Source organism: Anoxybacillus sp. TBDG-1 (assembly GCF_054815885.1).
This window is the reverse complement of sequence record NZ_JBTZSY010000005.1, coordinates 23,159-46,377: the sequence shown is the minus strand read 5'-3', so window position 1 is coordinate 46,377 and position 23,219 is coordinate 23,159. Positions and strand designations below refer to the sequence as shown.

General features: G+C 42.4%; 25 protein-coding genes. 23 read left to right on the top strand and 2 right to left on the bottom strand.

Annotated features, from left to right (window positions below; translation table 11 throughout):
- The first annotated feature begins 2 nt into the window (after nt 1–2).
- From qcrB to ypjB, 4 genes are all read left to right on the top strand, one after another.
- Complete coding sequence (gene qcrB / locus ACYQY7_RS02885; protein ID WP_006319468.1) at nt 3–677, top strand: menaquinol-cytochrome c reductase cytochrome b subunit; 675 nt, start codon at nt 3–5, stop codon at nt 675–677.
- A 25-nt stretch (nt 678–702) separates the two neighbouring features.
- Nucleotides 703–1,470: a c-type cytochrome gene (locus ACYQY7_RS02880; RefSeq protein WP_461200641.1), complete on the top strand. Its 768-nt coding sequence runs from the start codon at nt 703–705 to the stop codon at nt 1,468–1,470.
- A 60-nt stretch (nt 1,471–1,530) separates the two neighbouring features.
- On the top strand, nt 1,531–2,100 hold the full coding sequence (gene lhaT, locus ACYQY7_RS02875; RefSeq protein WP_461200640.1) for a lipoprotein heptaprenylglyceryl N-acetyltransferase LhaT: 570 nt from the start codon (nt 1,531–1,533) through the stop codon (nt 2,098–2,100).
- Between the two features lie 66 nt (nt 2,101–2,166).
- Nucleotides 2,167–2,940 carry a sporulation protein YpjB gene (gene ypjB, locus ACYQY7_RS02870; RefSeq protein ID WP_461200639.1) on the top strand — a complete coding sequence of 258 codons (774 nt, stop codon included), beginning with the start codon at nt 2,167–2,169 and terminating at the stop codon, nt 2,938–2,940.
- Between the two features lie 22 nt (nt 2,941–2,962).
- Here ypjB and ACYQY7_RS02865 read toward each other — a convergent pair whose 3' ends face one another.
- Nucleotides 2,963–3,823: a YitT family protein gene (locus tag ACYQY7_RS02865; RefSeq protein WP_461200638.1), complete on the bottom strand. Its 861-nt coding sequence runs from the start codon at nt 3,821–3,823 to the stop codon at nt 2,963–2,965.
- A 118-nt stretch (nt 3,824–3,941) separates the two neighbouring features.
- Between ACYQY7_RS02865 and ACYQY7_RS02860 the strand changes: the two genes are divergently transcribed.
- The 19 genes from ACYQY7_RS02860 (at nt 3,942) to ACYQY7_RS02770 (ending at nt 20,593) form a co-directional block, all read left to right on the top strand.
- A complete protein-coding gene (locus ACYQY7_RS02860) occupies nt 3,942–4,274 on the top strand; it encodes a nucleotide pyrophosphohydrolase (RefSeq protein ID WP_461200637.1) in 333 nt (110 codons plus the stop codon).
- The gene (gene dapB / locus ACYQY7_RS02855) at nt 4,271–5,065 is read left to right on the top strand and encodes a 4-hydroxy-tetrahydrodipicolinate reductase (RefSeq protein WP_461200636.1); all 795 of its coding nucleotides are present in this window, start codon (nt 4,271–4,273) and stop codon (nt 5,063–5,065) included. Before ACYQY7_RS02860 ends, dapB begins: the two co-directional genes overlap by 4 nt.
- 13 nt (nt 5,066–5,078) lie before the next feature.
- Nucleotides 5,079–5,486: a methylglyoxal synthase gene (mgsA, locus tag ACYQY7_RS02850; RefSeq protein WP_461200635.1), complete on the top strand. Its 408-nt coding sequence runs from the start codon at nt 5,079–5,081 to the stop codon at nt 5,484–5,486.
- Nucleotides 5,486–6,187, top strand: coding sequence for a bacillithiol biosynthesis deacetylase BshB1 (gene bshB1, locus ACYQY7_RS02845; RefSeq protein ID WP_461200634.1), 702 nt, complete (start codon nt 5,486–5,488; stop codon nt 6,185–6,187). The genes mgsA and bshB1 overlap by 1 nt, the downstream gene beginning before the upstream one ends.
- The gene (bshA, locus tag ACYQY7_RS02840) at nt 6,184–7,314 is read left to right on the top strand and encodes an N-acetyl-alpha-D-glucosaminyl L-malate synthase BshA (RefSeq protein WP_461200633.1); all 1,131 of its coding nucleotides are present in this window, start codon (nt 6,184–6,186) and stop codon (nt 7,312–7,314) included. Before bshB1 ends, bshA begins: the two co-directional genes overlap by 4 nt.
- Nucleotides 7,314–8,507 carry a CCA tRNA nucleotidyltransferase gene (locus ACYQY7_RS02835; protein ID WP_461200632.1) on the top strand — a complete coding sequence of 398 codons (1,194 nt, stop codon included), beginning with the start codon at nt 7,314–7,316 and terminating at the stop codon, nt 8,505–8,507. The genes bshA and ACYQY7_RS02835 overlap by 1 nt, the downstream gene beginning before the upstream one ends.
- Nucleotides 8,477–9,457 carry a biotin--[acetyl-CoA-carboxylase] ligase gene (locus ACYQY7_RS02830; RefSeq protein ID WP_461200631.1) on the top strand — a complete coding sequence of 327 codons (981 nt, stop codon included), beginning with the start codon at nt 8,477–8,479 and terminating at the stop codon, nt 9,455–9,457. The genes ACYQY7_RS02835 and ACYQY7_RS02830 overlap by 31 nt, the downstream gene beginning before the upstream one ends.
- A gap of 225 nt (nt 9,458–9,682) precedes the next feature.
- On the top strand, nt 9,683–10,513 hold the full coding sequence (panB, locus tag ACYQY7_RS02825) for a 3-methyl-2-oxobutanoate hydroxymethyltransferase (RefSeq protein WP_461200630.1): 831 nt from the start codon (nt 9,683–9,685) through the stop codon (nt 10,511–10,513).
- Nucleotide 10,514: 1 nt separating this feature from the next.
- Complete coding sequence (gene panC, locus ACYQY7_RS02820; RefSeq protein ID WP_461200629.1) at nt 10,515–11,363, top strand: pantoate--beta-alanine ligase; 849 nt, start codon at nt 10,515–10,517, stop codon at nt 11,361–11,363.
- A gap of 12 nt (nt 11,364–11,375) precedes the next feature.
- On the top strand, nt 11,376–11,759 hold the full coding sequence (panD, locus tag ACYQY7_RS02815) for an aspartate 1-decarboxylase (protein ID WP_461200628.1): 384 nt from the start codon (nt 11,376–11,378) through the stop codon (nt 11,757–11,759).
- A 54-nt stretch (nt 11,760–11,813) separates the two neighbouring features.
- A complete protein-coding gene (gene dinG / locus ACYQY7_RS02810) occupies nt 11,814–14,468 on the top strand; it encodes an ATP-dependent DNA helicase DinG (protein WP_461200627.1) in 2,655 nt (884 codons plus the stop codon).
- Nucleotides 14,469–14,529: 61 nt separating this feature from the next.
- The gene (locus ACYQY7_RS02805) at nt 14,530–15,261 is read left to right on the top strand and encodes a ComEC/Rec2 family competence protein (RefSeq protein ID WP_461200689.1); all 732 of its coding nucleotides are present in this window, start codon (nt 14,530–14,532) and stop codon (nt 15,259–15,261) included.
- A 183-nt stretch (nt 15,262–15,444) separates the two neighbouring features.
- Nucleotides 15,445–15,615 (top strand): YpmA family protein, encoded by a 171-nt coding sequence (locus ACYQY7_RS02800; RefSeq protein ID WP_006319505.1) that lies wholly within the window; start codon nt 15,445–15,447, stop codon nt 15,613–15,615.
- A gap of 6 nt (nt 15,616–15,621) precedes the next feature.
- Nucleotides 15,622–16,110 carry a cell wall elongation regulator TseB-like domain-containing protein gene (locus tag ACYQY7_RS02795; protein ID WP_461200626.1) on the top strand — a complete coding sequence of 163 codons (489 nt, stop codon included), beginning with the start codon at nt 15,622–15,624 and terminating at the stop codon, nt 16,108–16,110.
- Nucleotides 16,107–17,294, top strand: coding sequence for a pyridoxal phosphate-dependent aminotransferase (locus ACYQY7_RS02790; protein ID WP_461200625.1), 1,188 nt, complete (start codon nt 16,107–16,109; stop codon nt 17,292–17,294). The genes ACYQY7_RS02795 and ACYQY7_RS02790 overlap by 4 nt, the downstream gene beginning before the upstream one ends.
- Nucleotides 17,295–17,405: 111 nt before the next feature.
- A complete protein-coding gene (asnS, locus tag ACYQY7_RS02785) occupies nt 17,406–18,698 on the top strand; it encodes an asparagine--tRNA ligase (protein ID WP_461200624.1) in 1,293 nt (430 codons plus the stop codon).
- 67 nt (nt 18,699–18,765) lie between these two features.
- Nucleotides 18,766–19,437 (top strand): DnaD domain-containing protein, encoded by a 672-nt coding sequence (locus tag ACYQY7_RS02780; protein WP_461200623.1) that lies wholly within the window; start codon nt 18,766–18,768, stop codon nt 19,435–19,437.
- A gap of 13 nt (nt 19,438–19,450) precedes the next feature.
- Complete coding sequence (nth, locus tag ACYQY7_RS02775; RefSeq protein WP_461200622.1) at nt 19,451–20,101, top strand: endonuclease III; 651 nt, start codon at nt 19,451–19,453, stop codon at nt 20,099–20,101.
- On the top strand, nt 20,102–20,593 hold the full coding sequence (locus tag ACYQY7_RS02770) for a YpoC family protein (RefSeq protein ID WP_461200621.1): 492 nt from the start codon (nt 20,102–20,104) through the stop codon (nt 20,591–20,593). It begins immediately after the preceding gene.
- A gap of 28 nt (nt 20,594–20,621) precedes the next feature.
- On the opposite strand, the gene ACYQY7_RS02765 is transcribed toward ACYQY7_RS02770, so the two are convergent.
- Complete coding sequence (locus ACYQY7_RS02765) at nt 20,622–23,210, bottom strand: transglycosylase domain-containing protein (RefSeq protein ID WP_461200620.1); 2,589 nt, start codon at nt 23,208–23,210, stop codon at nt 20,622–20,624.
- Nucleotides 23,211–23,219: the final 9 nt, after the last annotated feature.

Here is a 23,219-nt window from a genome sequence, read left to right as displayed (position 1 = left end):
ACATGCTTAACAAGATTTATGATTGGGTTGACGAGCGGTTAGATATTACGCCTTTGTGGCGCGATATCGCAGATCATGAAGTGCCAGAGCACGTAAACCCTGCACATCACTTTTCAGCATTTGTTTACTGCTTTGGTGGATTAACATTTTTCGTGACAGTCATTCAAATTTTATCTGGTATGTTTTTAACGATGTATTACGTACCAGATATTAAAAACGCGTGGGAATCTGTTTATTACTTACAAAACGAAGTGGCGTTTGGACAAATTGTGCGCGGCATGCATCACTGGGGGGCAAGCCTTGTTATTGTGATGATGTTTTTACATACGTTGCGCGTATTTTTCCAAGGTGCTTACAAAAAACCACGTGAGTTGAATTGGATCGTCGGTGTGCTTATTTTTATGGTGATGATGGGTCTTGGTTTCACAGGTTACTTATTGCCTTGGGATATGAAAGCACTCTTTGCGACAAAAGTAGGATTGCAAATTGCTGAAGCAACACCAGTTATCGGTCCAGCGATTAAAACGTTATTGGCAGGTCATCATGAAATCGTTGGAGCTCAAACGTTAACGCGCTTCTTTGCGATTCACGTCTTCTTCTTGCCAGGAGCGTTATTAGGATTAATGGCTGCACACTTTTTAATGATTCGGAAACAAGGAATTTCTGGTCCACTGTAAAATTTAGCATAAGGGAGGGAACGATATGCATCGCGGAAAAGGGATGAAATTTGTCGGCGATTCACGTGTGCCCGCTACGCGCAAGCCGAACATTCCGAAAGACTATTCCGAATATCCGGGGAAAACTGAGGCGTTTTGGCCGAACTTTTTATTAAAAGAATGGATGGTCGGCTCCGTCTTTTTAATCGGCTTTTTATGTTTAACTGTTGCGCATCCGTCACCGCTTGAGCGAATTGCGGATCCGACAGATACAAGTTATATTCCGCTTCCAGACTGGTACTTTTTATTCTTATATCAGCTGTTAAAGTACTCATTTGCATCTGGTCCATATACCGTTATTGGAGCGATTATTATTCCTGGACTTGCTTTCGGTGCGTTATTACTTGCGCCGTTTTTAGATCGCGGTCCAGAGCGTCGCCCATCGAAGCGTCCGGTTGCTGTCGGCATGATGTTGCTTACACTTGCTGCAATTATTTTCTTAACATGGGAATCTGTCGTCACGCACGACTGGGAAGCAGCAGCTGAGCAAGGAAAAATTCGCGCAGAAGTAGACATTGACAAAAATGCAGAAGGATATAAAATTTTAGAAGCAAATACATGTTTAACATGTCACGGTGAAAACTTGCAAGGTGGTCCAGCTGCACCATCGCTTGTTGGCACAGGGCTATCCCCTGAAGAAATTGCTAATATTGCGAAAAACGGTCAAGGTGGCATGCCTGGTGGTCTTTTCAAAGGTACAGATGAGGAACTACAAAAACTTGCTGAGTTTGTTGCGGGTTTAAAAGCAGAATAATTTGTGAAAGCTGACTGAACATCAGTCAGCTTTTTTGTACATATTAGGAGGGCTCAATGTATGTTATACATACGTCATTGGTTGCTACATCGATCATTTCTTATGCTATTGTTAGTTGTCAATGTCATTGGGACAATTTATGGTTACATATGGTATGGGCCGCAATTATCCGAAACGCCAATGATCTTTCTTCCATTTGTGCCTGACAGCCCAACAGCGAGTTTGTTTTTTGTTTTTGTTTTAATCGCTTGGCTTCGCCATACGCATTGGGCGCTTATGGAAGCGTTGGCGGTTGTTACGCTCGTGAAATACGGCATTTGGGCTGTTGTCATGAATATGCTTGTATTTTTTGTGACAGGGGAACTCGGTTGGGCGGGATGGATGCTTGTGATCTCGCATGGAGCCATGGCGGTGCAAGCACTATTGTACGCTCCACATTACCGTATGTCATTTGTTCATGTTGTGATCGCTGCCATTTGGACGTTGCATAACGATGTCATCGATTACGTGTTTGGGATGATGCCACAATATCGGATGTTGGCGCAATATACGCTACAAATCGGCTATTTTACATTTTGGCTAAGCATTGTTTCGATTGCGGTAGCATACATTTTTTCACGTCAGCGATAAATCGAGGTCTATGTCTCTTTTTGCGATCATATATTCAATAGTAAGATCGTAAGGAGGGACAAGGAGATGCGCATTCGATTCGTCGTGATGTTTATCATCATTTTTTTATTTCCGTATACCGTATATGGAAACGGACATGAGTGGGACAAACTCGACCAAATTTCTGACGAAGCGCTTCAGCTAACAAAAAATGATCGCCTGCAAGAAGCAAAACAGTTGTTAGAATATTTCGAAAAACAATTCGCATTATTCCGTGAAGATATTCATTCCATGGATGTCGTATATGTGTTAACAGCTACGCACGAAGAAGCATTAAAAGCGGTTACGACATCGAGTGTACCGATGGAACAACGAATCAATCAATTAACGCAATTTCGGCTTGCTGTTGATGCTGTTCATACGAAACATCAACCGCTTTGGAAAGAAATGAAATACGCTGTCATGTCCGCGTTTGACAAGATGAAGCAAGCGATGGAGCAAGAAGACGAGCAATCGTTTCAACAGGCGTTTCATCAATTTTTACAACGGTATCAACTCATTGAACCGAGCATAAAAATTAACGCCGATCGTGAACAAGTGCAACGTGTATCTGCTCATATTTCTCTTTTAGAAGCTCCTGCTTTTCGCCAATTGCATGCAACAGAGCGAATGAAAGAGTTGCGACAAATGGAAGAAGATTTGCAAGCTTTGTTTGCTGATGGAAAAAAAGAAACGATGCTTCCGTCACTTTGGTGGGTCATGACGTCTATCGGCGGCATGATTATTATGACGTTAACATATGTAGGATGGCGAAAATATCGTGGCGAAAAAGAACGAAAAATGGTAAGAGACAAACAATAAAAGCGTCCGATGTTGGACGCTTTTATTCATGTAACGGTTGTTTGTTTTCATCTAGTGTAAATCCTTCACCATGCACATCGTGCACATCGCTAATTGCAACAAATGCATATGGATCAACGGACGTGATAATTGATTTTAAACGCGATAATTCGTTTTTAGCTACAACGCAATATAAAACATCTCGTTCGCGTTTTGTATAAGAGCCGATTCCTTTTAAAATGGTAACCCCTCGCTCCATTTCCGTCATAATTTTTTCTGAAATTACATCGCTTTTTTCGGAAATAATGGTCGCTCCTTTTGCCGCATATGCTCCTTCTTGTAAAAAGTCAATCACGCGCGCCCCGACAAACACCGCAACGAGCGTATACATGCCTTCACGGTACGGTAAATACGTCAGCAACGAGAGAAAAATGACAAATGAGTCAAACAAAAACATCGTTTTTCCCATACTAACGCCTTTATATTTATATACGAGCCGCGCAATAATATCGACCCCGCCCGTTGTTCCACCGTAGCGAAAAATAATACCGAGACCGACCCCGATAAACACACCAGCAAACAATGCCGCTAACGTCAAGTCGTTATTGAGAGGAATGTGAAATCCGTACCGTTGAAAAATCCAAAGAAATACAGATAAACTGACCGTTCCGAGAATCGTATAAAAAAACGTCGTCCGCCCAAGCAATTTCCATCCGATAAAAAAGAGCGGGATATTCAGCACTAAGTTTGAAATAGAAGGATCAATGCCAAACAAAAAGTATAAAAGAAGTGTAATCCCCGTAAACCCGCCTTCCGCTAGTTTATTTTCCATATTAAAGTGGACAAGCCCGAACGCAAAAATAGCAGATCCTAGCAAAATAAATGCGACATTTTTTAGTTTCATCGTCTTCACCTCTTGAATATGACTGCGTTTTTTATTATAGAGGAATGTCATCACACCCGTCAAAAACATTTGTCAAATGCCCCACTTTTAGCTAACATGAATGTAAGAGGTGAAGACAATGGAAAAAACGATGCGGCAAATGCAACAAGAAGTTGATGAATACATTGGACAGTTTAAAGAAGGGTATTTCAGTCCGCTCGCGATGCTTGCTCGTTTAACAGAAGAATTAGGCGAGCTCGCTCGCGAAGTGAACCATCACTACGGTGAAAAACGAAAAAAGAAAACGGAGCGAGAAAAAACGATTGAAGAAGAACTAGGAGATGTATTGTTTGTACTTATATGTATGGCCAATTCGTTACATATCGATTTACAAGAAGCGCATGATACGGTCATGCATAAATTTCAAACGCGAGATCGCGATCGTTGGACAAGAAAGGAAGAGGGAAGATGATTCGAATTGTTATTGCGGGACCACGTGGACGAATGGGCCGAGAAGCTGTTTCTCTCGTTCATAACACAAAACATTTTGAGCTTGTCGCTGTTGTAGACCGAATGAACGAAGGAAAAACGTTGGCGGAGCTTGACGGTTTTCCAGCGATTAAAGCCCCGATTTTTACAGATTTAGAGCGATGTTTGCAAACGGTACAAGCCGATGTACTCATTGATTTAACGACGCCAGAAGTCGGAAAACGCCATACGGAAATGGCATTGCATTATGGTGTTCGACCAGTCGTTGGTACGACAGGGTTTACAGAAGATGATTTAACACGTTTAGCACAAGTGGCTGAAGAGAAAAAACTTGGCGCGATTATCGCCCCAAACTTTGCTATTGGTGCGATTTTAATGATGAAATTTGCCCAAATGGCGGCTAAATATTTTCCTCACGTAGAAATTATTGAACTTCATCACGATCAAAAGCTCGATGCCCCGTCTGGCACAGCGTTGAAAACAGCGCAGCTCATTCAGCAAGTCCGTCCTTCATTTATGCAAGGGCATGAAGCTGAAAAAGAGACGATGGAAGGAGCGCGCGGAGCCTTATATGATGGCATGCGCATTCATAGCGTTCGCCTGCCAGGGCTTGTAGCGCATCAAGAAGTCATTTTTGGTGGCGATGGACAAACATTGACGATTCGTCACGATTCGTTCCATCGTTCATCATTTATGTCGGGTGTTCGCTTTTCTGTTGAAACGGTGATGAAGCTAGAAACGCTCGTATATGGATTAGAACATTTAATTGAATAAGGAGGAGAGGGCATTGAAAATTGCTTTAATTGCGCACGATAAAAAGAAGGAAGATATGGTTCAATTTGTAACAGCTTATCAACATATTTTAGCTGGGCATGAGCTATATGCAACAGGTACGACGGGATTGCGCATTCAAGAGGCGACAGGTCTTTCTGTTCATCGCTTTCAATCTGGTCCGCTTGGAGGCGATCAGCAAATCGGTGCGATGATTGCAAATAATGATATGGATATGGTTATTTTCTTCCGCGATCCATTGACCGCTCAACCGCATGAACCGGATGTTAGCGCGCTTATTCGTCTTTGTGACGTGTATGCCATTCCATTAGCGACGAACATGGGAACAGCTGAAGTACTTGTGCACGGTTTAGAGCGTGGCGATTTCGCATGGAGAAATATTGTGAAGCGAGGGAAAAAGTAATGCATATGTTAGCATTTGGCGCCCATCCCGATGATGTTGAAATCGGTATGGGCGGAACGATTGCGAAATACGCTCAACAAGGGTACGATATCGGCATATGTGATTTAACGCTAGCAGAGCTATCATCGAACGGAACGGTACATATTCGCCAGCAAGAAGCGAAGCGGGCAGCTGACATTCTTGGCGTTCATACACGTATACAGCTCAATCTTCCAGATCGCGGACTAACTATGCAAAAAGAGCACATTGATCCGATTGTGACAGTCATTCGTACATATCGACCGCATATTGTGTTTGCACCATATTGGGAAGATCGCCATCCGGATCATGGACAATGCGCGAGGTTAGTGGAAGAAGCGGTGTTTTCAGCTGCCATTCGCCGCTATGAAGATGGACAACAGCTACCTCCTCATCGCGTGCAAGCCATTTATTTTTATATGATTAACGGATTTCATCGCCCTCATTTTGTTGTTGATATTAGTCATACGATTGATAAAAAAATAGCGAGTTTACAGGCATACGAAAGTCAATTTGAGCGAATGAGCGGTTCAGTTGACACGCCGTTAACGAACGGCTATATTGAAACCGTTGAAAGCCGCGAGCGATTGTTTGGAAAAGAAGTCGGTGTTTCGTTTGCGGAAGGGTTTATGTCAAAAAAACCAATTATACTTGCACATGATTTGTTAGGGGAAGAAAAATGAAACTGAAAATAGGAATCGTCTGCTATCCGTCAGTCGGCGGCTCTGGGGTCGTTGCGACGGAATTAGGAAAAATGCTTGCTGAACGCGGTCATGATATTCACTTTATTTCATCAAGCATTCCGTTTCGACTAAATAAAGTATATCCTAATATTTACTATCATGAAGTAACAGTTAATCCGTATTCCGTATTTCAATATCCGCCATACGATTTGGGGTTGGCGAGTAAAATTGCAGAAGTGGCGAAGCGAGAACAACTTGACATCATTCATGCCCACTATGCTGTTCCGCACGCCCTTTGCGCCTTTTTAGCAAAACAAATGGTCGGTGATCATTTGAAAATTGTGACGACGCTACATGGTACAGATATTACTGTGCTTGGGTACGATCCGTCATTAAGTGACTTAATTAAATTTGGCATCGAACAATCCGATGTCGTCACAGCTGTATCAAATGCGTTAGCTATTCAAACGTATGAACTACTTGACGTGCAAAAGCCGATTCAAACGGTGTATAACTTTGTTGACGAACGTGTATACAGCAAACGGCAAAATGATGAGCTTCGTCGGCAATACGGTATCGCTCCGCATGAAAAAGTAGTTATTCATGTGTCAAACTTTCGTAAAGTGAAGCGGGTATGCGATGTCGTTCGTACGTTTGCGCTCGTTGTGAAACAAGTCCCTGCTAAATTGCTCCTTGTCGGCGATGGACCAGAAATGACAGTCGTTTGTCGTCTTGTGAAAGAACTGAAACTATGCGACCATGTTCGCTTTTTAGGAAAACAAGAAAATTTAGCAGACTTGTACTCGATTAGCGATGTGAAATTATTATTGTCAGAAAAAGAAAGCTTCGGTCTTGTTTTACTTGAGGCGATGGCATGTCATGTGCCTTGCGTTGGCACGGCGATTGGCGGCATTCCGGAAGTCATTGAAGATGGAGAAAACGGCTTCTTATGTTCGCTTGGTGATATAAACGATGCGGCACGTCAAACGCTTCGTTTATTAACGGATGAAACCCTTCGTCAAACGATGGGACAAAAGGCGTGTGAAACAGTGTATGAAAAATTTTATTCTGAGAAAATTGTGGCACAATATGAACATATTTATTTTCAACTCAAAGGGGATGAATGATGAACGAACAATTTCAACAGGCGCTTTCTGTCATTGAAACATTAAAACGCCACGGGCATGAAGCGTATTTTGTCGGTGGGGCGGTTCGAGACTATTTACTACAAAGACCGATCGGTGACATTGATATTGCGACATCTGCCCATCCACAAGAAGTAATGTCCATCTTTCCGAAAACCGTTCCTGTCGGTATTGCGCACGGAACGGTGATGGTTATTGAGCGTGGCGTTTCATATGAAGTGACAACATTTCGAAAAGAAGGACGTTACGAAGATTATCGAAGGCCAAAAGATGTCACGTTTGTCAGCTCCCTTTATGAAGATTTGCAGCGACGCGATTTTACGATGAACGCCATCGCGATGAATGAGCACGGTGACATCATCGATCCGTTTGGGGGAACGGAAGCGTTAATGCAGCGCATTATCGAAACGGTCGGTGATGCTGCGGAGCGCTTTAATGAAGATGCGTTACGGATGATGCGAGCGCTTCGGTTTGTCAGCCAACTCGGCTTTTCTTTATCTACCAAGACGAAACAAGCCATTATGCAATACGGACATTTATTGGAGCATATTGCTGTTGAGCGCATCGCTGTTGAATTTGAAAAATTGTTGCTCGGTCCGTTTATGTCAAAAGCAATTGACCTTTTAATCGAAACGAATTTATTTCGTTACTTGCCAGAGCTTGCTGCGAAAAAAAAAGAGCTTGCTCAACTAGCTACTTATCCCATTGTGCCAACTCATCGCACGGAAGCATGGGCTCGATTTGCATTTGTCGTCCATTTTCATCAAGAAGAGCTAAAAAAATGGAAATTACCGAACCACTTCATTCGTGACGTTTTGATTTGTTTAAAGGCGCTCGAACATATTCGTTCGCTTTCGGACTGGACAGTTGATACATTGTATGAGTATGGACCATACATTCCACATATCGAGCGCATACGCGCAGCATTTGAACATGATGAACCGCATGTGCATCTGTTATTGAAACGGTGGGAGGCGTTGCCTATTCGCAACCGCAAAGAGCTTGCGATTAATGGAAACGATTTACTGACTCTATTTGAACGAAAAGCTGGTCCATGGTTGGCCACAATGATTGAAAATATCGAGCGTGCCGTACTGCATCGTAAAGTGGAAAATGAGAAAGAGAAGCTAAAGGAGTGGGCGGTGTGCAATCAGAGACGAGAAAACAACTGTTGAAACTATTTACAGAAGCAGGTGGAACATTTTTGTCCGGGCAAAAAATTAGTGAGCAGCTCGGTTGCTCACGAACAGCTGTTTGGAAGCATATCGAAGACTTAAGAAAAGAAGGGTTTGAAGTAGAAGCCGTTCGCAGGCTCGGCTATCGTTTAAAACAAATGCCTAATAAACTGAACGCAAATGAGATCCAACTCGGATTAAAAACGAAACGTTTTGGTTGGAACGTATATGACCAAGAAAGCGTGCCATCAACGCAACAATTAGCGCATCAACTTACCCACGAGGGCGCCGAAGAAGGAACGATTGTCATTGCTGAGGAACAGACGGCAGGAAGAGGACGTTTAAACCGATCGTGGCATTCGCCGAAAGGAACAGGGATTTGGATGAGTTTAATTTTGCGGCCGTCTATTCCACCGCAACAAGCGCCTCAGCTCACGCTTTTAGTTGCTGTTGCGGTTGCCGAAGCGATCCAAGAAGTAACACATATCGTACCGGATATTAAATGGCCGAACGATATATTGGTCAATGGCAAGAAAGTCGCTGGCATTTTAACAGAATTGCAAGCCGATCCCGATCAAGTGCGGGCAGTCATCGTCGGCATCGGTATGAACGTCAATCAAACACAATTTCCAAGCGATATTGCCTCAATTGCGACATCGCTTGCGCTCGAAACAGGACGAACGTTCCACCGTCCGAAAATTGTTCAAACATTGTTGCAAAAATTAGAACAGCTATATGAACAATATTTACAACACGGCTTTTTGCCGATTAAACTGTTGTGGGAAGGCTACGCAGTAACGATTGGTCAACAAATTGTAGCGCGTACGCTAAATGGGGCGATTCGCGGTGTTGCGCTTGGAATTACAGATTCGGGTACATTAAAAGTACAAACCGAAGATGGGGCGATTCATTACATTTACTCAGCAGATATTGAAATAAAAAAACAGTAGGAAAATTTCGAAATATTTGATAAAATGAAAGCGGTTGAAATCGGGCAGTATCTTTATAAGAACTGCACCACGCATACGACATATTGACGATCATTTCTGCCTTGATCCGATCGAACGGACGGGGACAGAGGGATGGAGCGAAACAAAAAGTCCTTCTTTCTCTATTTTGGCAGAAAGAAGGACTTTTTTTATCCATTTCCTCTGCATATTGAGAGGAGGATGTATATGAAAACGAAATTAGATTTTTTGAACATGAAAAAAAATCATGAGCCGATTGTTATGCTGACGGCTTACGATTATCCATCAGCGAAGCTTGCTGAGGCAGCCGGGGTTGACATGATTTTAGTTGGTGATTCGCTCGGAATGGTCGTACTAGGATACGATTCAACGATCCCTGTAACAGTCGAAGATATGATTCATCATACGAAAGCTGTTCGACGTGGCGCGCCAAATACGTTTATTGTCACAGATATGCCGTTTATGTCGTATAGCACGCTTTCTGATGCGCTACAACATGCGAAAGCGATCATGCAACAATCAGGTGCAAATGCTGTAAAAGTCGAAGGGGCAGGTTCTGTATTACAAGTCATTTCTTCCTTAACAGAGGCAGGCGTGCCTGTTGTCGCTCATCTCGGTTTAACACCACAATCGGTCGGTGTGTTAGGTGGATATAAAGTACAAGGAAAAGATGCCGAAAGTGCTCGACGTCTTATACAAGAAGCAAAAGCATGTGAACAAGCTGGAGCGATCGCACTCGTGTTAGAATGTGTGCCGAAACAACTTGGTGAAGCGATAACAAAGCAGCTAACAATTCCGACAATCGGCATTGGTGCCGGAGTAGGAACGGATGGACAAGTGCTCGTTTATCACGATGTGCTTGGATATGGTGTAGACCGTGTACCGAAGTTTGTTAAACAATATGTAAACGTGCAACAGACGATGCAACAAGCGCTAGCGGAGTATGTGGCTGACGTCAAAACACGTCAATTTCCAAGCGATGAACAATCATTTACGATGAACGAGCAACAATGGATCGCATTGTATGGAGGGAAATAAAGTGGTTATCATCGAAAAAATCGAACAAATGCAAGCGCGTATGATAGACGAACGGCAAAGAGGAAAAATGATCGGTTTTGTGCCAACGATGGGCTACTTGCACGAAGGTCATGTCGCGTTATTAAAACGAGCGAAAGAGGAAAACGATATCGTTGTTTTAAGCATTTTCGTCAACCCGCTTCAATTTGGACCGAATGAAGATTTTGATCGGTATCCGCGCGATTTTGAACGCGACCATGAAATAGCTAAACGAGCCGGCGTTGACATCGTCTTCTACCCGTCCGTTCGTGAAATGTATCCGCATAAGCCGTCGGTAACAGTGAAGGTGCATGAGCGCGTCGATGTACTTTGCGGTAAATCTCGCCCGGGGCACTTTGACGGAGTCGCAACGGTTGTGACGAAACTGTTCCATATTGTCATGCCACATCGCGCATATTTTGGAATGAAAGATGCGCAACAAGTGGCGGTAATCGATGGGCTTATTCGTGATTTCCATTTTCCAATTGAACTCGTTGCTGTTCCGACAGTGCGTGAAGACGATGGGCTTGCGAAAAGTTCACGAAACGTGTATTTAAGCGAGCGTGAGCGACAAGAAGCACCTGCGTTATATGCCGCTTTACAAAACGGTAGATCATTAATTGAAGCAGGAGAACGTGACATAGAGAAGGTGCGACAAGCGATTGTACATCATATTGAACAACATACAAATGGAGTCATTGATTACGTTGAAATTTACTCTTACCCAGAGCTAAAGCCACTCGAGACGTTACAAGGAAAGATCATCCTTGCGCTCGCTGTACGGTTTACAAACGCCCGTTTGATTGATAATATCGTTATGAACGTACAATAAGGAGGCAACATCATGTTTCGCACATTAATGAACGCCAAAATTCATCGTGCTCGTGTGACGGAAGCGAATTTAAATTATGTTGGTAGCATTACGATTGATGAAGATATTTTAGATGCAGTTGGGATGGTTCCAAATGAGAAAGTACAAATTGTAAATAATAATAATGGAGCACGATTCGAAACATATATTATTCCTGGTGAAAGAGGAAGCGGTGTGTTTTGTTTAAATGGAGCGGCAGCTCGTCTTGTTCAAAAAGATGACATTATTATCGTGATCTCATACGTACTCGTACCAGAAGAAAAACTAGGGTCACACCGTCCAAAAATTGCGATTATGGACGAGCATAACTGCATTAAAGAACTCATCGTACAAGAGCCGGCGGCGACCGTTTTATAACGGGAGCCATGCCGCCTCTTTTTGTTTGTTTACACAGATGTGAGGTGAAAAAAGATGAATGATCGCTTTGTCGTCGTCGATATTGAAACGACAGGAAATGCCCCGAAAAAAGAAGATCGCATCATTCAAATTGGTTTTGTCGTCATCGAGGGTGACAAAGTTTGCGAAAGTTTTTCAACATTCATTCAGCCAGCGCGCGACATTCCATCGTTTATTCAGCAGTTAACGGGCATTGATCATACGATGGTGCACGATGCTCCGCCGTTTCACCATATTGCCCCGATGCTTGTTGAAAAATGGGAAGGAGCTTATTTTGTAGCACATAACGTTCATTTCGACTGGGCGTTTTTGCAAGAGGAGTTTATTCGAAGTGGCATACAACCACCGACATGTCGACTTTTAGATACGGTGGAACTTTCTCGTTTTCTTATGCCGACACAGTCGAGCTATAAGCTGAATCATTTAGCTGAAGCGCTGTCGCTTGCGCATGATCGCCCGCATCAAGCGGATTGCGACGCAGAAGCGACAGCCCAACTGCTTCTTTTTTTACTGCATAAGCTATCTCGTTTACCGCTTGTGACATTAAAACAACTACGCCGACACAGTCAAGCGTTAAAAAGTGAGTGGACTGCCCTTTTAGATCAATACATTACTAAAAAGGAACGCTCTCTTCAACCGAACGAAGAAACGGTTGAATATGAAGGAATCGCTTTAAAAAAATGGCTTTCGCCAAAACGAACTGAATACCGTGAACATATCGAACATATTCCATCTTTTTCACAATGGCTTGCTACAAACCCATTTGTTTCACCATTTGAATATCGAAATGGGCAAAAACAAATGATGGAAGACGTCAACTATGCGTTACAAACGTGTCAACATGCGCTCATTGAAGCGGGAACAGGCATTGGAAAAACGATGGCGTACTTACTTCCTGCTATATTTTATGCGGTAAAACAACAGCAACCTGTCATCATTAGCACGCATACGCTCCAGTTGCAAAAACAAATGATTGAAAAAGAATTGCCGCGCGTTGCACAGCTTGTTCCTTTTTCATTTACAACAGCTGTTTTGAAAGGCAAACGAAATTATATTAGCGTTAAAAAATTTGCTCGTACGTTAAATGATATAGATACGAACTACGATATTGCTTTGACGAAATGTCAATTGCTCGTCTGGCTAACAGAAACAGAGACAGGAGATGTCGATGAACTAAACTTAACTGCAGGAGGTGCGTTATTTTGGGAAGATGTGCATAGCGATGAAGGAAATGAGGAACACGACTTTTTTGTACGCGCAAAAGAAAAAGCGAAACATGCGCACGTCATTATTACAAATCATTCGTTCGTCATGCATGATTTAACTGCTGATGAAAAGCTTCTCCCTTCGTACGAACAACTTATCATCGATGAAGCGCATCATTTAGAAGATGTCGCAGCCCATTTTTTCGGAAGGAATGTGTCATATGAGTACGTTCGTCTATTGTGGACACGAATGAACGACATCGCTATGATACATGAAATGGGTGCACTTCGCTCGCTTCTAGGAGATCTTGAATATGAACTAAATCAACTATTTCAATCTCTTCGCCATTATGTGTTGCGCCGACAAAAAGGAGATGGACGCATTCGATATCGCTTTGTTCCTTGGAAAGAGTATGGGAGAGAATGGAACGGAACAATGGAATTGCTTATGCGTATTATGAGCACAGTACAACAATTGTCACATATGATGAACGATATTCCAAAAGAAGAGATGAAACCTTTTACAACGTTTATCGATGTTTTATCTACGTTACAACATTTATTAACGAGCGATGACGATGACATTGTTCGCTGGCTAGAAGTAGATGTAAAAGCAGCGGTTAATGCCGTTACAGTCATTTCTCAGCCGCTCGATTTAGCTCATTTTTTTGCTGATCAACTATTTTCACGTAAGCGAAGTGTCATTTTAACTTCAGCAACGTTAACGACAAACAATCGCTTTTCATTTATGATTGCACGGCTTGGTCTTGATGATTTTTATCCATTTACACGCGCCATTCCGTCACCATTTTCGTATGAAAAACAAGCTGCGCTTATGGTACCAAGCGATGTGCCGACGTTTCCTTCGGTGACTGTTGAACAATATGCTGAACAAGCTGCTCGGCAAATTATTCGCATTGCTGAACATATAAAAGGGCGCATGCTTGTATTGTTTACATCATATGAGCTATTGAAACAAACGTATGTCTTCGCAAAACAGCTCAATGACGAGCAATCATTTGTATTGCTTGCTCAAGGGGTAAGCGGAGGCAATGCAGCGAAGTTAACGCGTCATTTCCAGCAGTTTGAACAAGCAGTTTTATTTGGTACAAGTAGCTTTTGGGAAGGGATAGACCTCCCAGGAAATGAAGTGACATGTGTCGTCATTGTTCGGTTGCCATTCGCTCCACCAGACGATCCGATCATGGAAGCGAAAAGCGATTACATTCGCGCTAAAGGGGGCAATCCGTTTTACGATTTATCGTTGCCACAAGCAATTTTGCGCTTTAAACAAGGGTTTGGACGATTAATCCGTACAAAAGAAGATCGAGGGATCATTTTCGTTTTAGACCAACGATTGTTAACAGCATCGTACAGTAAATATTTTTTGCAATCATTGCCACCTATCCGTGTATATCATGCGCCACTTACCGAACTTTTACAACATGTAAATGGGTGGCTATAAAATTCCCTTCATCAGTAAAAGATAAAAGATGTAGATGGAGGGAGTGAATGTTTTGCAATGGATGCTATTCTTTTTTGTATTAAGTAGTTTTATGCATCCTTCTACAGTTGGAGAGGATATTCAAAAAATTGATATGATGCTTGAAGAAGAAGAAATGGCAATGATTTTTTTACCGCTCAGTAACGGGGAGGCAACGTTGTTTAAACATGCAAGCGGAAAAACGGTATTGTTTAATACAGGGGCACCGCATACAGAGCGAGAACTAAAAAGATGGTTCGAACAATTTCAAATTACTGAAATTGATGAACTTATATTAACGAGCGATGATGAACCATATGTCGGAAATGTCGAGTGGATTAAAAGAACGTATGATCCAAAGATTGTCGACGAATGGCAAGAACAAAAAGTGTATGAACCGTTTCCGCATTTTCGCATACAGCCGCTCTATATTGCCGATGGAGATGTCACGATGTCCCTTCAATATGGTCAGCTCCGCCTTTTATATATGGCGCACGCTGACAATGATGTCGAGCGAAAATTGATGACAATGCCGCTCAATGATGTAAACATATTAAAAATTGCTCATTTCGGTATAAATGATTATCCGCGTACATCTTTTTTAAAACATGTCGATCCACAAGTAGCAATCATTTTCAAAAAGCATGGTAGCTGGCCGAGTGAACGTTTGCTTGAACGTTTGTATGCGGCCTGGATCGATTGTTATGAGACAAATCGTTTTGGTGTGATTGTAGTAAAATGCAACTTAGAGGAATACGATGTCATGACATTTTAAAAAAGGGCCAACGTTCGGCCCGCGGTGTGTACGATAGGAATTTTTTTAATTCAAATTGACCAATGTAGGAAATCGTTGCTACAATGAAGATGTTTATACACCGAAATCGGTGTGTAAGTGTATTGTTTCCGTTCATGATAAACGATATAAGTAACAAAATTTGTGCACATGGAGGATCGGACTGTGGAGAGCAAAATCGAAGTATTAGCAACTGTAAAAGTTGAATACTCATCGGACTTATACAAAATTGTTGATTGTTTGAACCGAACGTTAAAAGAAAAAGATTTAATGTTCGGACTAGCGCTTGATGAAGAAAATAAAGAAAAGGCTGTGTTTACGATTTATCGAACGTAAGAAGGGATGAAGGTGAAAAAAATAGTCATTGCCTTCGTATGCATGTTGTTCGCCGCTTTATTCTTATACATCGACGCATATAGCGATGCGATATCGTCTAAAAACAAAAGTGAACAACGTGCGATGAAGCAGGCGGAGAAAAAAGGAATTGTCGAAGTGACGGATGTGTATACGTATCGAGGTAGCGATGTATACGTCATCATCATAGGCAAAAATGATAAAGATGAACAAATGATCGCATGGGTGACGGAAGAAGGAAGAGTGGTTGATGTTCGGAAGGCTTCAGAAGGTATTACGAAACAACAAGCGCTCTCTTCCATAAAGCCGTATCAACCAAAAGCAGTCGTGTCAGTAAAATTAGGAATGGAAAAAGAGGTCCCGCTGTGGGAAATTACATATATTGACGAACGAGATCGATATTCGTTTTATTACGTTCGTTTTGAAGACGGGGTCTTTTTGAAAAGATATCATTTTGCGAGGGGGAAGGATTCATGAAGTTAGCGAAACGTGTTGCATCATTAACGCCATCATCAACGCTTGCTATTACAGCGAAAGCGAAAGAATTAAAAGCAGCAGGGCACGATGTCATTGGGCTTGGCGCCGGTGAACCAGATTTTAATACGCCGCAACACATTATGGAAGCGGCTGTGAAAGCGATGTACGATGGACATACGAAATATACGCCATCTGGTGGATTAGCAACACTCAAGCAAGAGATTATTAAAAAATTTCAGCAAGATCAACGGCTTGATTATAAACCGTCAGAAATTATTGTATGTGTCGGGGCGAAACATGCCCTTTACACGCTATTTCAAGTCATTTTAGACGAAGGCGATGAAGTGATTATTCCAACACCGTATTGGGTAAGCTATCCAGAACAAGTGAAACTAGCAGGTGGCGTGCCTGTTTATGTTGAAGGGCTTGAAGAAAATGAGTTCAAAATTACACCGGAGCAATTGAAACAGGCGATTACAGATCGCACGAAAGCGGTCATTATTAACTCGCCAAGCAATCCAACGGGTGTCATTTATACGAAAGAAGAATTGCAGGCGCTTGGGAACGTATGTTTAACTCACGATGTGTTGATTGTTTCTGATGAAATTTATGAAAAACTTGTTTACGGTGGACATGAACATGTTTCTATTGCCCAGCTCTCACCTGAATTGAAAAAACAAACGATTATTATTAACGGAGTGTCCAAATCTCATTCGATGACAGGATGGCGCATTGGTTATGCAGCGGGGGATGCCGATATCATTCGTGCGATGACAGATTTAGCAAGCCATAGTACGTCAAACCCAACATCGATTGCCCAATACGCTGCCATTGCTGCATATAGCGGGTCTCAAGAGCCAGTTGAACAAATGCGGCAAGCGTTTGAAGAACGATTAAATATTATTTACGATCGCCTTATTCAAATTCCAGGTTTTTCGTGCGTCAAGCCACAAGGTGCGTTTTATTTGTTCCCAAATGCGAAAGAGGCGGCAACGATGACGGGATACGAAAGTGTCGATGCGTTTGTCGAGGCGTTGCTTGAAGAAGCGAAAGTGGCGCTCGTGCCAGGTTCAGGATTTGGTGCGCCAAACAACGTACGTTTATCATATGCGACATCGCTTGAGTTACTTCATCAGGCGCTCGACCGTATCGAAACGTTTGTAAATGAAAAAACGCGCGGCTAGTCGATATGACTAGCCTTTTCTTCTGAACGTAAGATGATCTTGCGTTTTTTTGTCGAAATGTATAATATTGATGATGTACATAACAGTTGAACGTCTTTGGAGGGAATTTTTGTGAAAACGACGATTGCAGAAGTACATAAATATGTAGGGCAAGAAGTAACGATTGGCGCTTGGCTTGCGAACAAACGGTCAAGCGGAAAAATCGCTTTTTTACAATTGCGCGACGGTACAGGCTTTATTCAAGGAGTTGTAGAAAAAGCGCAAGTGAGCGAAGACGTCTTTCAAGCGGCAAGAAGTATGACGCAAGAAAGTTCGCTCTATGTCACGGGTGTTGTGCGTGAAGATGCACGTTCGCCGTTTGGATACGAGCTTTCTGTCACAAACATTGAACTCATTCATATGGCTGTTGATTATCCGATTACACCAAAAGAACATGGTATTGAATTTTTAATGGATCATCGCCATTTATGGCTTCGCTCGAAGCGCCAACATGCGATTATGAAAATTCGTAACGAAGTCATTCGGGCAACGTATGAATTTTTCAACGAAAACGGCTTTGTGAAAGTGGATCCGCCAATTTTAACAGGAAGTGCGCCAGAAGGAACGACAGAATTGTTCCATACGAAATATTTTGATGAAGATGCGTATCTTTCACAAAGTGGACAACTATATATGGAAGCAGCAGCGATGGCGCTTGGCAAAGTATTTTCGTTCGGTCCGACGTTCCGTGCGGAAAAATCCAAAACGCGCCGCCATTTAATTGAGTTTTGGATGATTGAGCCGGAGATGGCGTTTTATCAATTTGAAGATAATTTACAAGTACAAGAACAATACGTCTCTCATATTGTGCAGTCAGTATTGAAAAATTGCCAGCTCGAGCTCAAAACGCTCGGTCGTGATACGTCTAAATTAGAAAATGTGAAGCCACCATTTGCGCGTATTACGTACGATGAAGCAATTCAACTTCTTCATGAGAAAGGATTTGACGACATTCAATGGGGCGATGACTTCGGTGCGCCACATGAAACAGCGATTGCGGAAAGTTTTGATAAACCGGTATTTATTACGCATTATCCAACGACATTAAAGCCGTTCTATATGCAGCCGGATCCGAAGCGTCCTGAAGTTGTTCTTTGCGCTGATTTAATCGCTCCAGAAGGATACGGCGAAATTATTGGCGGTTCGGAACGCATTCACGACTACAATTTATTAAAACAACGGTTAGAAGAACATCAATTGTCGCTTGATGCATATAAATGGTATTTAGAGCTTCGCCAATACGGTTCTGTGCCACATTCAGGTTTCGGACTAGGACTTGAACGGACAGTTGCTTGGATTTGCGGCGTTGAACACGTTCGTGAAACGATTCCGTTTCCACGTTTACTTAATCGTTTATATCCATAATGATGAAATCCCCCGTGCTCACATGGGGGATTTGTTTTATGATATAATAGGACGTGAGGTGTTTGACATGGATAATGAAATGATTCGCTTTTTTCGTGAAGGAAGTGTGGCAATTCCACGGTTATTATTAACAAACTATAAAACGCTTGGATTAAATGAAACAGAGTTTATGTTATTGTTACACATTCATTCGTTTCTTGAACAAGGAATTTCATTTCCAACTCCAGATGAAATTGTTGCACGTATGACCATTTCTCCTGAAATGTGCATGCAACAACTACGAAAGCTTGTACAAAAGGGATTTTTGGCTATTGAGGAGCGAATGGATAACAACATTCATAGTGAATGTTATTCGCTTGATCCGCTTTGGGAAAAACTCATCCGTATCATGTTTCAAGGCAAGAAACAAGAAGAGGAACAAGAGGAACAATTGTACACCGTTTTTGAACATGAATTCGGTCGTCCGCTTTCCCCAATGGAATGCGAGACGCTAGCGATGTGGATGGATCAAGATGAACATGATCCGATAATTATTAAAGCAGCATTGCGTGAAGCTGTCTTATCAGGAAAATTGAATTTCCGTTATATCGACCGTATTTTATTCGAATGGAAAAAGAATGGGATTAAAACAATTGAACAAGCACAACAACATGCAAAAAAGTTTCGTAAAAACCAAGTGAAGCAAGAGCAACCATATAAACCAACCGTTCCGATTTATAATTGGCTTGAACAGTCGTAGAAAGGATGGTTACATGCTAACGAAGCAACAAATTCGCTACTGTTTAGATGAGATGGCAAACATGTTTCCAAACGCGCATTGTGAGCTCGTTCATCGCAATTCGTTTGAACTATTAATCGCGGTCGTTTTATCGGCGCAATGCACAGATGCGCTCGTCAATAAAGTGACGAAGCAACTATTTGAAAAATATAAAACACCAGAAGATTACGTGTCTGTCCCGCTAGAAGAGCTTCAACAAGACATACGTTCGATCGGACTATATCGCAATAAAGCGAAAAACATTCAACAATTATGTCGGATATTAATCGAGCAATACAACGGGGAAGTGCCAAAAAGTCGCGATGAACTAATGAAGCTTCCTGGCGTTGGGCGCAAAACAGCGAACGTTGTCGTCTCTGTCGCCTTTGGCATTCCTGCGATTGCTGTCGATACGCATGTCGAACGAGTAAGCAAACGGCTTGGCATTTGTCGTTGGAAAGATTCCGTGTTAGAAATCGAAGAAACGCTAATGCGTAAAATCCCGAAAGAAGAATGGTCGGTGACCCATCATCGCCTTATTTTTTTTGGGCGCTATCATTGTAAAGCGCAATCGCCAAAATGTGACGTTTGTCCACTGCTTCATCTTTGTCGTGAAGGAAAAAAAAGGATGAAGGAGAAGATGTAAATGATCGTTCCAAAAACGTTTCAACATCCGCTTTTTTTTACGACAGATACAATGGACGTTCCTACGTTTCAACCGTTTCCGATGATGATGAAGCATGTGCCATTTTACTACGATATGACACAAGAGCAGAAGCCGTGGCAACAAAAAGAACAGTCTCTTCCCGCTATATTTCAGCTTTGGGAGGAAGAAAAACGTGAGCTTGCTCCGTTGTTTGCAACTCGTCAAGGGAACAAAGCAAAAGACGGGATCATTCGGGGGATAAGCTATTTTTTATGCGCACTATATTGGCTGAACGAACGCCCGATAGGAAACATATGCTGCTGGGAAGAGGAAGTCCAATCGCTTTCCCTTCGCCCGTTAAACGTCATCGATCGTCTTTCTTTTATTTTCGCTCGTCCTGCTCTTCATCATTCGTTTGTTCAGTTAGATGAATTATTTATCGAGCTTGCGAAACTGTTTTATAAACAAATGGTTCAACAAAAAAGAGACTGAGGATCGCACTCAGTCCCTTTTTTGATTATTATTGACGATTTGTCGTTTCATCGTTATTTCCACTTCTTTGTTGGTTATTTCCATTTCTTTGTTGGTTACTCGTCCCTGGCGGATTGTTTGGGTTTGGCTCGGTCGGATTTGTCGGGTTTGTTGGTGTCCCCGGATTGCTCGGATTTGGCTCGGTCGGATTTGTTGGCGTCTCCGGGGTTTCTCCGTTTCCCGATTGTCCTGGTGTTTCATTTTCTTTTGGTTGCTCCGGTTCTTCTTTCGGAATTTGCACAAGTGCGGTAGCTGGCGCGCTTTGTGTACCATCCGCTGTGACGACATATACTTCAAACAAGTACACCGAGCCTTCTTTTGCTTCTACGGTCAGCTGTGAATCTTTCATTTTTGCGATGATCGTTGGCTTCCGCCCGTCTACTGTTTGGCGCACTTCAAACGATATATCTTTTTCTGGATCGATCGTATACGACCACGATAACGAAATAGTTTGTGTTGCTGGATCGTATTGTGCCCGTAAGTCTTTTACTGGTTCAACGATTTCTGGTTCATCTTCAGCTATTTCCGTTGGCTCTTCATAGCCGCGAACGAAATATTCATACGTAATTTCGCTTGTTGGTGTACGTTCGCTCGCTAGTTTTGGCGGATTCGTTCCTTTTTTTATTGCCAATTTCACAACGCTTTTTGGTTGTTTGAAATCCCCCCCACTGCCATCATCAATATGCGAAATGACGCGCTTAAACAACTGTTTCGCGTATTGTTGTTCAGATTTTGATAAATATGCTTCGCTACTTTTTTTACTAAAACCGGTCCAAATCGCAGCTGTGTAACTTGGTGTATAGCCGACAAACCAACTGTCAGGAACAGCTCCTCTTTGCAGACCATACTTGCGACGATCTTTTTCATCGTAGTTTGTCGTTCCAGTTTTTCCGGCAATATGAAGCCCTGGTACGTTCGCTGCTGTCCCCGTTCCTGACTGAACGACCGTTTTTAGCATATCAGTAATCATAAACGCTGTATAATCTTTCATTGCAGCTTTCGGCTCTGGACGAAGATCCATTTCTGTTCCATCTGGGAATACTACTTTTTTTACAGCGTGCGGTTCAATATAAATGCCACCGTTTCCGAATGCGCTATATGCACCGGCCATTTGCAATGGAGATACACCTTTGCCGACGCCACCGACCGCATATGCTTCGTGCATTTCTTCGAAACCCATGCCAAGATTGTTGGCAAACTGTTTTGCACGCTCTAGCCCGACTTCTTGGAGTGCTTTTAACGCCGGGATGTTTCGAGAACGGGCAAGCGCTGTTCGCATCGACATTTGTCCTTCGTATTTGCCGTCCCAGTTTTTAATTGGCGTTCCGTCCGAGTATTGATACGGTTCATCTTTTAATTGATGGTACGTCGACCATTTTAAATATTCAATTGCTGGACCGTAATCGACAATTGGCTTAATCGTTGAGCCAGGCTGTTTTCGTGTATCTGTAGCATAGTTAAATCCAAACGTAACTCCTTCTTCTTTTTTCCGACCGCCGCCAAGTGCACGAATTTCACCTGTTTTCGTATCTACAACAGCAATGCCAGCTTGGAAATCAGTTTTGTTTGTACGAATCACTTCGTTGGAGTTAAGTAACTCTTCAACGTACGACTGAGCATTTTGATCTAATGTTGTATAAATATGCAATCCTGCAGTAAACACGTCAAGACCTGTTTTTTCTGTCACTTCATCGATCACTTGATCAATAAATGAGTCGTATGGAATATCGCTTTGTTGTTTATTTTCTGTTAATAGTGATTGTACAGGTACGTTTTTAGCTTCTTCTGCTTCTTCTTTTGAAATAAAACCATGTTTAACCATAAGCGATAATACTGTATTTCGCCGTTTTTCTGCCGCTTCAGGATGCGTAAACGGATTGTAATTGTTCGGGCTTTGCGGGATGCCCGCGAGCAATGCTGCTTCCGGAAGCGTTAATTGCGATAAATCCGTTTTGCCAAAGTACGTTTCCGCTGCTTTTGCGACGCCGTAGGCTCGGTTTGAATAATAAATTTTGTTTAAATACATTTCTAAAATTTCATGTTTTGAGTATTTTTGCTCTAACCGAATGGCGAGCCATAACTCTTGCACTTTTCGTTTTAATGTCTTTTCGGGCGTTAAGAAGGAAAGTTTTACAACTTGTTGTGTAATTGTACTTCCACCTTCAGCGCCAAACCCTTCGCGAATGTTCGCTAAAACCGCTCCGAAAAAGCGCACAATATCAAAACCGTGATGTTTGTAGAAGCGAGCATCTTCCGTAGCGAGCACAGCTTCTTCAAGCAATTTTGGAATATCGTTGTATGATACATAAATGCGCTTTTGTTGACCAAGTTCCACTACTTTTTGCCCGTTGACGTCGTATACGATTGAAGCTAAAGGATCGCGTAACAACGTTTCATCGAGTGGCGGCGCATCTTTAATCATCCATGCAAACGCTGCGACGCCGGAAAACATACCCATTGTCATGATGAGCAACATAATGAGAACAATTTTTTTCATTATTGAACGCCCTCGCTGACGCGGACGTTGTTTTTTTTGTTGCGCTTGTTTTCGTTCTGTTCGTGAACGATAGTTTGCCATATCGTTCCT

Excerpts from the sequence above, each read along its gene's own strand:
- dapB (WP_461200636.1), top strand. The coding sequence starts at position 4,271 with ATGATTCGAATTGTTATTGCGGGACCACGTGGACGAATGGGCCGAGAA.
- ACYQY7_RS02805 (WP_461200689.1), top strand. The coding sequence starts at position 14,530 with ATGCTATTCTTTTTTGTATTAAGTAGTTTTATGCATCCTTCTACAGTT.
- ypjB (WP_461200639.1), top strand. The coding sequence starts at position 2,167 with ATGCGCATTCGATTCGTCGTGATGTTTATCATCATTTTTTTATTTCCG.
- panD (WP_461200628.1), top strand. The coding sequence starts at position 11,376 with ATGTTTCGCACATTAATGAACGCCAAAATTCATCGTGCTCGTGTGACG.
- ACYQY7_RS02790 (WP_461200625.1), top strand. The coding sequence starts at position 16,107 with ATGAAGTTAGCGAAACGTGTTGCATCATTAACGCCATCATCAACGCTT.
- bshB1 (WP_461200634.1), top strand. The coding sequence starts at position 5,486 with ATGCATATGTTAGCATTTGGCGCCCATCCCGATGATGTTGAAATCGGT.
- lhaT (WP_461200640.1), top strand. The coding sequence starts at position 1,531 with ATGTTATACATACGTCATTGGTTGCTACATCGATCATTTCTTATGCTA.
- qcrB (WP_006319468.1), top strand. The coding sequence starts at position 3 with ATGCTTAACAAGATTTATGATTGGGTTGACGAGCGGTTAGATATTACG.
- panB (WP_461200630.1), top strand. The coding sequence starts at position 9,683 with ATGAAAACGAAATTAGATTTTTTGAACATGAAAAAAAATCATGAGCCG.
- ACYQY7_RS02835 (WP_461200632.1), top strand. The coding sequence starts at position 7,314 with ATGAACGAACAATTTCAACAGGCGCTTTCTGTCATTGAAACATTAAAA.
- bshA (WP_461200633.1), top strand. The coding sequence starts at position 6,184 with ATGAAACTGAAAATAGGAATCGTCTGCTATCCGTCAGTCGGCGGCTCT.
- dinG (WP_461200627.1), top strand. The coding sequence starts at position 11,814 with ATGAATGATCGCTTTGTCGTCGTCGATATTGAAACGACAGGAAATGCC.
- ACYQY7_RS02780 (WP_461200623.1), top strand. The coding sequence starts at position 18,766 with ATGGATAATGAAATGATTCGCTTTTTTCGTGAAGGAAGTGTGGCAATT.
- ACYQY7_RS02765 (WP_461200620.1), bottom strand. The coding sequence starts at position 23,210 with ATGGCAAACTATCGTTCACGAACAGAACGAAAACAAGCGCAACAAAAA.
- ACYQY7_RS02770 (WP_461200621.1), top strand. The coding sequence starts at position 20,102 with ATGATCGTTCCAAAAACGTTTCAACATCCGCTTTTTTTTACGACAGAT.
- ACYQY7_RS02865 (WP_461200638.1), bottom strand. The coding sequence starts at position 3,823 with ATGAAACTAAAAAATGTCGCATTTATTTTGCTAGGATCTGCTATTTTT.
- ACYQY7_RS02860 (WP_461200637.1), top strand. The coding sequence starts at position 3,942 with ATGGAAAAAACGATGCGGCAAATGCAACAAGAAGTTGATGAATACATT.
- ACYQY7_RS02880 (WP_461200641.1), top strand. The coding sequence starts at position 703 with ATGCATCGCGGAAAAGGGATGAAATTTGTCGGCGATTCACGTGTGCCC.
- ACYQY7_RS02795 (WP_461200626.1), top strand. The coding sequence starts at position 15,622 with ATGAAGGTGAAAAAAATAGTCATTGCCTTCGTATGCATGTTGTTCGCC.
- nth (WP_461200622.1), top strand. The coding sequence starts at position 19,451 with ATGCTAACGAAGCAACAAATTCGCTACTGTTTAGATGAGATGGCAAAC.